General features: G+C 48.1%; 7 protein-coding genes. 4 read left to right on the top strand and 3 right to left on the bottom strand.

All coding sequences use genetic code 11. The features are described from left to right. Positions 1–11 precede the first annotated feature (11 nt). Positions 12–1,487: a SusD/RagB family nutrient-binding outer membrane lipoprotein gene (locus ABD031_RS01065; protein ID WP_343847941.1), complete on the top strand. Its 1,476-nt coding sequence runs from the start codon at positions 12–14 to the stop codon at positions 1,485–1,487. Between the two features lie 174 nt (positions 1,488–1,661). Then, entirely contained in the window at positions 1,662–4,187 is a 2,526-nt protein-coding gene (locus tag ABD031_RS01060; RefSeq protein WP_343847940.1) for a phosphocholine-specific phospholipase C, read from the top strand. A gap of 86 nt (positions 4,188–4,273) precedes the next feature. Here the strand turns inward: ABD031_RS01060 and ABD031_RS01055 are convergent, their stop codons facing one another. From ABD031_RS01055 to ABD031_RS01045, 3 genes are all read right to left on the bottom strand, one after another. Beyond that, entirely contained in the window at positions 4,274–4,765 is a 492-nt protein-coding gene (locus ABD031_RS01055; protein WP_343847939.1) for a thermonuclease family protein, read from the bottom strand. A 5-nt stretch (positions 4,766–4,770) separates the two neighbouring features. Continuing rightward, positions 4,771–5,793, bottom strand: a complete 1,023-nt coding sequence (locus tag ABD031_RS01050; protein ID WP_343847937.1) for a glycoside hydrolase family 43 protein — start codon at positions 5,791–5,793, stop codon at positions 4,771–4,773. Positions 5,794–5,987: 194 nt separating this feature from the next. Next, entirely contained in the window at positions 5,988–8,249 is a 2,262-nt protein-coding gene (locus ABD031_RS01045) for a S41 family peptidase (protein WP_343847936.1), read from the bottom strand. A 269-nt stretch (positions 8,250–8,518) separates the two neighbouring features. On the opposite strand from ABD031_RS01045, the gene ABD031_RS01040 reads away from it, so the two are divergent. Together ABD031_RS01040 and ABD031_RS01035 are read left to right on the top strand one after the other, a co-directional pair. Then, positions 8,519–10,231 carry a hypothetical protein gene (locus ABD031_RS01040; protein ID WP_343847935.1) on the top strand — a complete coding sequence of 571 codons (1,713 nt, stop codon included), beginning with the start codon at positions 8,519–8,521 and terminating at the stop codon, positions 10,229–10,231. Between the two features lie 46 nt (positions 10,232–10,277). Then, positions 10,278–11,525: nSTAND1 domain-containing NTPase (locus ABD031_RS01035; RefSeq protein WP_343847934.1), on the top strand; the 1,248-nt coding region annotated here is incomplete at its 3' end.

Below are 11,525 nucleotides of genomic sequence, written 5' to 3'. Positions count from 1 at the left end.
ACCAGAATAAAATGAAAAACAATATCGTAATCCTACTGCTGGCGATGGTGGTTTTTTCCTGCACGCCCTTGGAGGAGATGAACATCAATCCCAACCTGCCCACCGAAACTCACCCACAGCTCCTTCTGACCAATGTGGAATGGGAAGTGTTCAGGGCGTACGGAGGCACCTCTCCGCTGTATGCACAAAAGATGCTCGTGCAGACTGACGGAGAAAATGCCAACCAGTACTACAAATGGGACAGAGGCAGCTATGGCCCCTATTCTGTCCTTCGCAATGTCACCAAGATGATCGAAGAAGCGGAACGTATCTCCAACCCATCTTACGTTGCGTTGGGGAAATTCTTCCGAAGTTATTATTTCTTCAATCTCACCTTGAATTTCGGAGATGTGCCTTATTCCGCTGCGCTCAAAGGTGAAAAGGAAGAAGGATACGCTCCGGAGTATGATGAGCAAAAAGAGGTTTTCAAGGGAGTTTTGAAAGAGCTCGAGGAGGCAGAGATGATTCTCGCGGCTCAGAATACCATCATCGCAGGAGATATCATCTATGCGGGGAATGTGCTTTCCTGGAGAAAACTCATCAATGCCTTCCGCCTGAAAGTTTTGATGACTCTTTCTACTAAATCAGGAACGACAGACATCGATTTCAGCGAATTCAACTTCATCTACACCTCCAGTCCTCTGATGAAAAGTGAGTCAGAAAGCGGCCAGTTGGTGTTCCTGGACCAGCAAAACAATCGCTACCCGGATTTCAACAGCAGCGGATTCAGCTCTGGGATGTACATGGACTCGACCTTTATCCAGCGACTTCAGGATCGTAAAGATCCCCGCCTGTTCATCTATTCCACCCAGACCAAGTCTGCCAAAGAAGCGGGCAAGGCGATCGATGACTTCTCTGCCTATGAAGGTGGCGATCCAGCTGCTCCCTATGGACAGGTCAATGAAAAAGCGACTAAAGGGAATGTCTCTCGGGTAAATGACCGATATCACCGTGATCCAGTCAATGAACCCTACAAGCTCCTAGGCTACTCGGAGCAACAGTTGATCCTCGCCGAGGCGGCAGTCCGTGGCTGGATCAGCGCTGACGCAAAGATGCTGTACGAAGAAGGAGTAAAAGCTTCCTTCAAATTCTACGAGACCTATTCCGAAGAATACAGCAGCTATGTCGACAGTGAGGCGGCCATGAAGTATCTCAGCGAAGCAAAAAATGACTTTTCCAAAGCCACCACCATGGAGCAAAAGATCGAGCTGATCGTGATGCAGAAGTACCTGCAGTCCTTCTTTCAGTTGCAGTGGACCTCCTTCTACGACCATCACCGCACGGGATATCCCACCTTTAGAAGACCCGCAGGAGTCCAGATCCCTTATCGCTGGATTTATCCGCAGTCTGAGTATAATTTCAATGCAGACAATGTGAGCGCGGCCATCACCGAGCAATTTGGCCCTGGCAACGACAACATTCACCAAATGACTTGGTGGATTGAATAAATCCACTCCAACCTATTTACCTGCTGGACTTAGCCTGTTTTGGGCTAAGTCCAGTTATTATTGTGGGGCAGGCCGCCTGATCTTCCGAAAAAGAAAAAAAATAGGCGTTTCTCTAGACCACGAACATTCAATGCTAAACAGGGGCTGGTGACCAGCCCGACAATTTTCAGATCCATGAACGATTCCCGGAGAGAATTTCTCAAAAAAGCCGCCCTAGTCACGGGAGGTGCGAGTATCTGGAGCGCCATGCCCATGGCGATTCAGCGGGCAATGGCCATAGCCGCCGATCCAGGCACTACTTTTTACGACGCAGAGCATGTTGTTTTTCTGATGCAGGAAAACCGTTCCTTTGACCATTGCTTTGGAACGATGAAGGGCGTGCGGGGATACAATGATCCCCGGGCCATCTCCCTGCCCGACAAAAATCCCGTCTGGCTCCAGGCCGACAAGTCGGGCAATCGCTTTGCCCCCTTTCGGTTTGATATCAAAGACACCAATGCCACTTGGATGGGAGGCACCCCTCACTCTTGGGAAAATCAGGTCGATGCCCGAAATGAAGGAAAGTACGATGGATGGATCGATGCGAAGAGACCGGGAAAAAAGTTTGCTGATATTCCCCTGACCATGGGCTATTACAGCCGGGAGGATTTGCCCTTTTACTATGCATTGGCGGATGCATTTACGGTCTGTGACCAGCATTTCTGTGCAGCGCTCACCGGCACAACTACCAACAGAAGCTACTTCTGGACGGGCAAGACCCATGGCGAGTCTGGAGACAAAGCCAAGGTGCGAAACGGCGAGCTTACCTATGGCAGGGAAGCCGACTGGACCACCTTTCCCGAGAGACTGGAGGATGCGGGGATATCCTGGCGCGTGTACCAAAACGAAATCAGCCTGAGCACCGTGCTGGAGGGCGATGACGAATCACTGCTGGCCAATTTCACCGACAACAACCTGGAGTGGTTTTCACAATACGGCGTCCGCTATGCGACGGGACACTATGAGTATTTGTTGAAAATGAAAAAAACGCTGCCCAAAGAGATCAAGTCCCTGAAGAAGCAGCTGAAGACCAAGGGAGTTGATGCCGAAACCGTCCAAAAAACGCTTGCCGAAAAAGAGGAACAGCTGAGCCAGCTCGGGCCCTACCTCGAAAAGTGGAATCCGGAGAACTTTGCAAAGCTCGATGATCGAGCTAAAAGCCTCCACCAGAAGGCCTTCCAAACCAACATAGCAGATCCCGACTATCACAACACTGAGCTACTCACTTATACCGAAGATGGCGAAGAACGCCAGACGAAGATCCCAAAAGGAGACATTTTCTATCAGTTTCGCAAGGATGTGAAGGAAGGCAAGCTGCCAATGGTCTCTTGGATGGTAGCTCCGCAAAAATTTTCCGACCACCCCAGCGCGCCCTGGTACGGGGCCTGGTACGTATCGGAAATCATGAATATCCTTACAGAGAATCCTGAGATGTGGAAGAAGACCATATTCATGATCAACTACGATGAAAATGACGGGTATTTTGATCACATCCCACCCTTTGTTCCACCGAGTCCACTTACCAAAAATGGGGCAATGTCAGCCGGCTTGTCTGCGGAGGGAGAGTTTGTCACCCGAGCGCAAGAGATCAAAGCTGGATTTGAGGAAGACGAAGCCAGAACCAGCCCCGTTGGCCTTGGATATCGGGTTCCTCTAATTATTGCCTCGCCCTGGTCCAAAGGGGGATACGTCAACTCAGAAGTATGTGATATCACTTCCACGATCCAGTTTTTGGAGAACTTCCTTTCGAAGAAAACAGGAAAAAAAATCGAAGAATCTAACATCAGCTCTTGGAGGAGAACCGTAAGTGGAGACTTGACCTCTGCTTTTAGACCCTATCAAGGAGAGGCGATGGACCTGCCTGAGTCTGTGGACAAAGTCGCCTTTGTGCAGCAGATCTACAATGCGAAGTTTAAGAATCTGCCGACCAACTTTAAAGCGCTGAGTGATACCGAGGCACTGGAGATTGCGAGGAATCCTTTGGAATCAGCACTTTTGCCTAAACAAGAACCTGGAGTAAAACCTTCCAATGCGCTGAACTATGACCTAAGAGTGAATGGTGGTTTGGACACTTCCCGATCGCAATTCCAGATCAGGTTCAAAGCCGCAACTGATTTCTTTGGAGAAAAATCACTCGGAGCGCCATTTCATGTCTATGCGCCTGGCAACTACCTGAACATTGAAACGGGGAAATTTGAACCGGTGAAAACCTGGGCGTTTGCCGTCAAAGCAGGCGATGAGCTAACGTTTGACTGGCCTTTGGACGAATTCGAGAACAGACTGGTTCATCTGCAAGTCTACGGGCCAAATGGGTTTTTCAGGGAGTTCATGGGAGACTCTAATACAGCATTTGAAGTGAGCTGCCATGCCAAAGTTCAGAATCAAGGCCCGAGCATGATGCTGGATATTTTGGTGAAAAACAAGTCCTCCAAGTCCTTGAGTTTAACGGCAAAAGACGACATCTATCAGAAGCTTGAGGAATCTTTTGTGGTAGCGGCCGGGGCTGAGGAAAGGCTGACCATCGATACTGGCAAGTTTAAGGGTTGGTACCAGTTCAGCATCGAAGAGGCCACTGGCGCAAACTTGAAATACACACTGGCGGGGCGAATCGAGACGGGTAAGGAAAGCATCTCGGATCCCCAAATGGGCCGAACAATCTGATTTTAAAAATTGAAATAACGAACCGGGAAGGAGGAGTTCAGGACTTTTTTCCCGGTTTTTTTCCAATCCGATGGGCTCAAATCCAATCAATGTGCAGCCCAGAGGCCTTTCTTGCCTGATCGTGCTTTCTTTTCCAGTTCCTGAAAGCGAGCAGCATACTTGACATTGGGCGGATAAGTGGCCACGGTGGCGTAGCCATTTCCGACCAAATGGGCATTCAAAAAAGTGCCGTCCTCCAGATAGACATAGGCCAAGGTTCGCTTGTATCTGTCCAGGCGCTGCACGTCATACTCCAACCTGACCTTCTTTCCGGTCAGATATTTTTTGACGTAAGCTGAGGCTTCTTTGCCAAAATACTCGACTTGCGTTCTGCCGGTATTTCTAGCCTCCGGTGTATTGACTCCGATTAACCTGATTTTTTCATCAGTTCCGTTTGGATGCTTAACCCAAAAGGTATCCCCATCCACAAACTTGGAGATCTCCAAAAAGTCGCCCTGTTTTGGTACCGACGAAGAGTGGATGAGAAAAAAGGAAAGGAAAAGAAGGAAAAGGGACTTTTTGAGAATCATTTGTTGCATAGATCTCATCGAATGGGATTTGCAGCCACACCCTCAAAAGTCATCTTGATCGGCTTGATTGTGCCGTCTTCGTTGAATTCCATCACGTCGATGCTGGTCACGCGGTGATCTCGGCCTTCAGTGGGAATGGGTCGGCGGTGATAGACCATGTACCATTCGTCTGTGCCGGGTTTTTGAATCACCGAGTTGTGGCCGGCTCCCGTCGCGATGGTGGTGTCAGATTCGAGGATGGTTCCGATCCGTCGATAGGGCCCGGTGGCTTTTTCGGCCATTGCATAGGCCACTTTGTAGCTGTCATTGGTCCAGCCGCCCTCCGACCACATCAGATAGTAAATTCCTTTTCTCAAAAACATAAATGGTCCCTCGACATAGCCCTCAGGCGTGATTTCGTGGAAAAGCTCTCCATCTTCCCAAGGTTCAAAGCCAGTGAAATCGGCATTCAGCTTCCCGATATTGCAATGGCTCCAGCCGCCGTAGAAAAAGTAATGTGTGCCGTCAGTGTCTTTGAAAACAAACTGATCAATCGGCTGGGCACCGTTGTGGAAATCGGAAAGCAGCGGCTTCCCCAGATGATCCTTGAATGGACCTCCAGGGCTGTCGGCCACGGCGACGCCTATGCCTCCAAAATGGTTGATGTCATTGTCGGGATCGTATCCCGGACGCTCCGGAGTCAGGGGATCATTGGCTGCGAAAAACAGGTAGTATTTGCCATCTTTCTCGATGGCAGCCGGTGCCCACATGGCTTGTTTAGCCCATTTGATGTCCGCAGAATCGAGGATCCGCTCATGCTTTTCCCAAGTCACCAAGTCCTTGGATGAGAAGGCGTCGAAGTGCATCTGCTCCTCAAATGCCGCCGAGAAGGTCGGATAAATCCAATACTCATCCCCAAAGACTATTCCCTCAGGATCGGCATACCAGCCTTCAAAGATCGGATTGCCGGAGCGTTTTTCGGCAGTCGCTTCCTCTGTTTTCGGAGAAGAGCAGGCGATGGCCAAGGCAAGAAAAGGAAGGAGGGTTTTGAGCTTCATCGAAAGGGTTTTTTATTCGGTCTCAAATTAGCTGAATCCCCAAGAAATGAAAAACCGATGATGGGTTCGGTTATTTGAGCGCCGGCAAATACCGTTATCGACTGAGGCTCTTCTTAGGCGGCTCCCCCTTTTCAAGGGGCTTGGGGGGATTTCCCAAACTTGAATGATCGCTCACAATGTTGCGTACAATTAGACTACTGTTTCGCCAATTTGATCGCCATTTCCAAAAACTCGTCAGTTCCCGCCTTCACTCCCTCAGTCGTCTTTTCGACATACACATCGGGCAAGATGCCCACTCCGTGAAATTTAGATCCATCATGCTTGACGACCCGCATTCCGGTAAAGGTAATCCTATAGCCGCCCGGCAGGTCAAACTGATTGATGTTGCCGTTAGTACCCGAGGTCGGTTGGCCGACGATGGTAGCGAGGTCATGTGCTTCGATAAAACCCATATAGCTTTCGGCATAGCTTACTGCCTGAGCATCGGTGATGAAAATAATTTTCTTGGCTCCCAAATAGGGTTTTGTTGGACTGAGATCCCAACCTGATTCAGTAAATCCAGCGGGCTCTTCCTGATCAGGATAGATCAGTTGAGCGACTTCCATCCATTTGTCTTTGTCGGGTTTGGAGAGGAGGTGTTGGATCAGTTGATGGTTTCCGCCGGTCGGATAGCCACGCAGGTCGGCGATGATTGCCCGGCTTTTTTCCAACTGAGGCATCAGCAGATTGATGGTGTCCATCGGCACCAGATCCAGGTTGAGATAGATGATGTCTTCCTCGATGATTCGATACTTGGGTTGAAAAGCTTTCAGCTCATTTTGCTTTTGGTAGTAATTTGCATCGCGAGTGAGAGCAATCGACTCGCCTTCCACCTGAATGTTCATTGTAGAATTTTGCAGTCCCAATAGGCTTTCGATACCAGCCCGATAGCTCAACCAACCATTGCTTGCAGCGGAGATTCCGGCTTCGATTTTGGCAAAGTACGCTTCAGGCGATTGACCTTCGATCTCCTCGACCTGATCTCCGACTTTTAGGTTCAGAGTTGGATCCAAAACCTGGGTAATCAGCAGTTGCTTTTTGATCCACTCCCACCGGATCGGCGGTGCAAAAAAGAGCGACTGCATGCTAAAGACTGAGACGTGATTGTCTTTTAATTTTGCGGTGAGGAGTTTGAGCTCGTTCAGGTGTCCAGGTTCATTGCTTTGGAAACTGGCAAGCAGACTTTCCTCCAGTGCCGCTTCCCAATCGACTCCAGTCTCCTCAAAATAAGGATAGAAATGCTGGAAGACGTTCCAAGCGTTGATCAAATTCCCGATTCGAAACTCCAGCGCCTCAGCAGTAGTCGGAGTATTCGTCTCCAGGCTATCGATCAATTGGTCCATAGACATCTGGCTTTTTGGAAAAGTTTGCCCGTCCTTGCTATAGAGTGACAGCGGCATGTTAATCCAGGTCTCGGACGAAAGTTCTTTAATCCAAAATTCATCCGCTGCGGGAGAGGTGTCAAAGAGAGCTTTGGCAGGCAGGTATTCGGGATCTTTGAAGCGGATTTCCAAGCCACTTGCTCCCTGCGTTTTCTCTTCCGAATTGGTTTTGATTTCGACTCCGCCACCCATCGTAGCCCAGTCTGTGCCAGAAAGATTGGAATTCTCAAAGTTGCCGTTCTTGACTTCAATCGGGTGCCAGGCCCCATTTTCCTCATAAGCCAGCTCCAGTTCATCGACAAACAAGGCTCCTTGCCCTTTCAAAAAACCGCCGAGATAGATCATTTTCGCTTTTTCCCCGACTTCCCCTTCAAAGGAATAGCTTGCCCATCGAGCATTTCTGATCGGGCTGTCTTCCATGTTGTTGAAAAAACCGGGGCTTTTGTCGGCATTATCCACTCGCATCCATAGATGTCCCGACCCTTTGCTTTCAGAAGCGAGTTTCGCTTTGCCGGATAGTCTGATCCGCTTTCCCAAATAAGGTTTGGCGTCGATCTGAGTCCCTATGCCACCAAATCCCACGCTATTTTCCACCTCTTGTGGAGCATTCACGCGAACGCTTTTGTAGAGCTTGCTCGGGTTGACCATGTCCTTTCCGACTCCGTAGTGCTGCCAATAAGTGTTCAAATAGTCCTTTTTATTTTCTGGCGTTTGCAAACTCATCAGCTGGTTTTTTGGTAGAAGATCAGCGGAAAAAACCACAGTGGGGGCAATGCTTTTGAAAATCCGGTTAAGCGTCTTGTTCAGTTCGTCGCTGTTTTGACATTGCAGGACTTCCTGTGCACCATAGACCGCAAACCAGCCCCAATCGAGTTCGGCTGCTTCGGTACTGGGGTGAAAATACTTCACGTACCCATAGGCTTTTGCAAATGCTTTCAGGTTATCGATCTCCCGCTCACTCTGTGCAGACAGGTTGCTGGTGATGGAAAAAGCAAAGGCAAATGCCAGACAAAGAGATTTCAGTCTAAAATTCATAAGTGACGATTAAAAAGGGCTATTCAAATTTTCGAACGTCTAGATACAAAAACCAACTCAACTGTATCGGTCAACATATAATTTAATCACAAACGACAGGTATCAACATTTGGTGTGTGCACGGGACTTCAATTCTGTTTTCCGATAAACTATCACTCAGCCTATCTAAAGGCAAAATATTATTCTGAATAAAATCTGTATTTTAGGATTATCGTGTGGAAAACAACCCATTGATATTCTTTCCAATGCCTCGATTAACGTGTTAGCCCATGAAAACGATACGGATTTTTATTGCCTCCTCGTCAGAACTCAAAGAGGATAGGGATAAATTCAGAATATTTATCAGCAAGGAAAATGATCGCCTGATCAAACACAAAAAGAACATCTACCTGGAGTTGGTGCAATGGGAGTACTTTCTGGACGCAATCTCCGACACCCGTCTCCAGAGTGAATACAACAACGCGATAAGGAATTGCGACATCGTCCTGTGTCTCTTTTTTACCAAAGTGGGAAAATACACCGCCGAGGAATTTGATACGGCCTATGAGACTTTCAAAGATCAAGGCAAACCCAGAATCTGGACTTACTTTAAGAATGCCAATATCACTACCGGTGCCATTACCGACGAGATTAACACGCTGTTGGAGTTCAAAAAGAAAATTGATGGGCTCGGTCACTTCTTAACCGAGTACTCCAACAGTGACAATCTGATCAATCTATACCGCAGCCAAATGGACGAGATTATGCCGGTATTTGAGGCGGAAGCTGCGTCAGGCTCAAGTGGGGTAGCTGATATTGAACGCAAAGGGGATGCTCAAATTCCCGTCAAAAACACTTTCAATGACCTACTTACCACTAGGACGCTGCTGGCGATCAGTGCACACAACAGAAAAGCCGGGGATTTTTTGGCTTCCAATCCTGACTGGGCCGAAAAGGTAGAATTGGTCCGAACCGCAAAGCAAATTATCATCAACGGCTATGTCGGTGTGATCGGTGGTCACATCCGCAAACTGATGTCCATCGGAGAGCAGGACTACTCAGAGAGCAAGATGAAGCGATACCTGCAAAACTGCCATTTGACCGCAAAAAGGGGCTTGCAACTCATTTGTTTTAGTTTGATCTCGACTTTGTGGGATCATCAGCTCTCTAAAAAGGTGAAATTTTCTTCGGCTCAATCTGAGGCCTTGGTCAAATTCTTTAGAGATGCTTCCGAAGAGGATCTGCTTGGATTTGCAGTCTTGCTGAAAAATCTCCTGGAAATCTTTGCCGCCAACAACTTGGATTTCCTGATTTCCGAAGCTCAAGGACTCCTTCCAAAACTCGCCCCAGAAAGTGATTTTTTCGAAGCCTGTGAAAAGCTAAACGAGATTCCTCAGCTGATGAAAGGTTCGGGATTTCAATTGGAAGACTGCCTAATCGCAGAAACCAACCTTACGATAGTGTTGGAAAATTTGGCCTTTCTGGCCGAGTACCGCATGATCTCGATCAACGAGATTGACTACAATCAGCAGCGATACGATAACGAAGGCCTGTATCTGCACAACTACACCCTGCTGGTAGGCGAAAGCCAAGCCAACAGCAACAGTCAAAGCAAGGTCAGGCGTGAGTCCTCACCGGTGATTTCTCACGCAGTCATCCTGTTCAAAGACAACTATCGGCAGAACATCAATCTCGATCCGTTTATCATTGACTTCAATGGATTGGCGCTTTCTGGCGGATCAAAAATCTGCTTTTATTCCTACTGCAACACCTTCGGCAACTTGGATCTCAACTTCAGTTTTATCGAAGACAACAGCCCAGAAATCGTCAGAAAATCTGATAACCCCAAACCCGATGCGTCCAACCTGAACTCGCTCAACGGCTGGCTTTCGAAGAAAGAAAACAGACGAGACATGAACTTCGACAAGGTTTACAGCTTGTTTTTTCAGGCAAAAAAGACCCTCACCGGAATCGAAGAAGAAGCCACGGAAGACACCTTTTAATTTTTTTCAAGTTCCAAAAATCCTCTAGTCCCAAAAATAGAATACTATGAAAACCTATCCTTTCAAATTTCTGGATTCCTATCGGCGAGAAGATCGGGGGGTGTTTTTTGGGAGAGACGAGGAGATCAACGCCCTGTACGAAATGGTATTTCAGTCGGCAATCGTACTGGTCTATGGGGCCTCTGGAACTGGGAAGACCAGCTTGATCAATTGCGGACTGGCGGGGAAATTCCAATCGCATGACTGGCTGGATTTGATGATCCGCAGAGGTAGCAATATCAATGACTCCTTGACCGCAGCATTGGAGCAGGCAGGAGGAAAAGTGGATGCCAGATCGGTCGAATCCAAATGGCTGGATGATTGGGAAGACGAACCGGGAAAACCCACCGAAGAATTGACGCCAACGGCCCGATCCATCAAGGCAGTTTATCAAAAATCTTTCCGGCCGGTCTATTTGATCTTTGACCAGTTTGAGGAGCTTTTCATCCTGGGAACGCCCTCGGAGCAACAGGTTTTTATTGATACAATCCAAGGGGTTTTGCGGGCGGAGCTGCCGGTGAAGTTGATTTTTTCGATTCGTGAAGAATACCTCGGTCATCTGTTTGACTTCGAACGGGCCATCCCAACTTTGCTTCGCAAAAAGCTGAGGGTGGAGCCGATGAACCTGGAAAAGGTGAAGCTGGTCATCAAGGGCGCGGCGGCTTATGAGACTTCTAACATCAGCATCAAAGCCGGCGAAGAAGATGCTGTAGCAGAAGGAATATTTCACAAGATCAAAGGCGGAAAGAAGTCACTGACGATTCAGTTACCCTTCTTACAGGTATTTCTCGACAAGCTCTATCTGACTATCACCCGAGACAAAACCCGTGAATCACCCGCTGAGTTTGCGCTGGCCAAGGTGAACGAAATGGGCGAAATCGGGGATATCCTGAGCAATTTTCTAGAAGAGCAGGTCGCTGATATTTCTAAAGAATTAAAAGGGAAATACTCAGACCTAAAACCAGAGCTTACTTGGAAAATCCTTTCTCCATTTGCCACTTTGGAAGGCACTAAAGATCCGATTACCAAGAAAGAGTTGTTTGAGCGGGTGCCAGATTTAGATCAACAAATGGTGATAGATGTGGTAGAAGCGTTTTCCAACAGCCGATTACTTCGCTACAATGAGAGTACGGATACGTACGAGATTTCCCATGACTCGCTGGCCAGGCCAATCGCAGAGATTCTGTGTTTAAGATCAAGAAGAAATAAGGATTTTCTTAAATTTCGTTACTCAAGTCGGCGTCAGCCAGACTGT

Origin of the sequence: Algoriphagus jejuensis, assembly GCF_039523455.1 — a bacterium.
GTDB lineage: Bacteria > Bacteroidota > Bacteroidia > Cytophagales > Cyclobacteriaceae > Algoriphagus > Algoriphagus jejuensis.
Note: the sequence above shows the minus strand (reverse complement) of the source record. Positions and strands in the feature narration are given on the sequence as shown.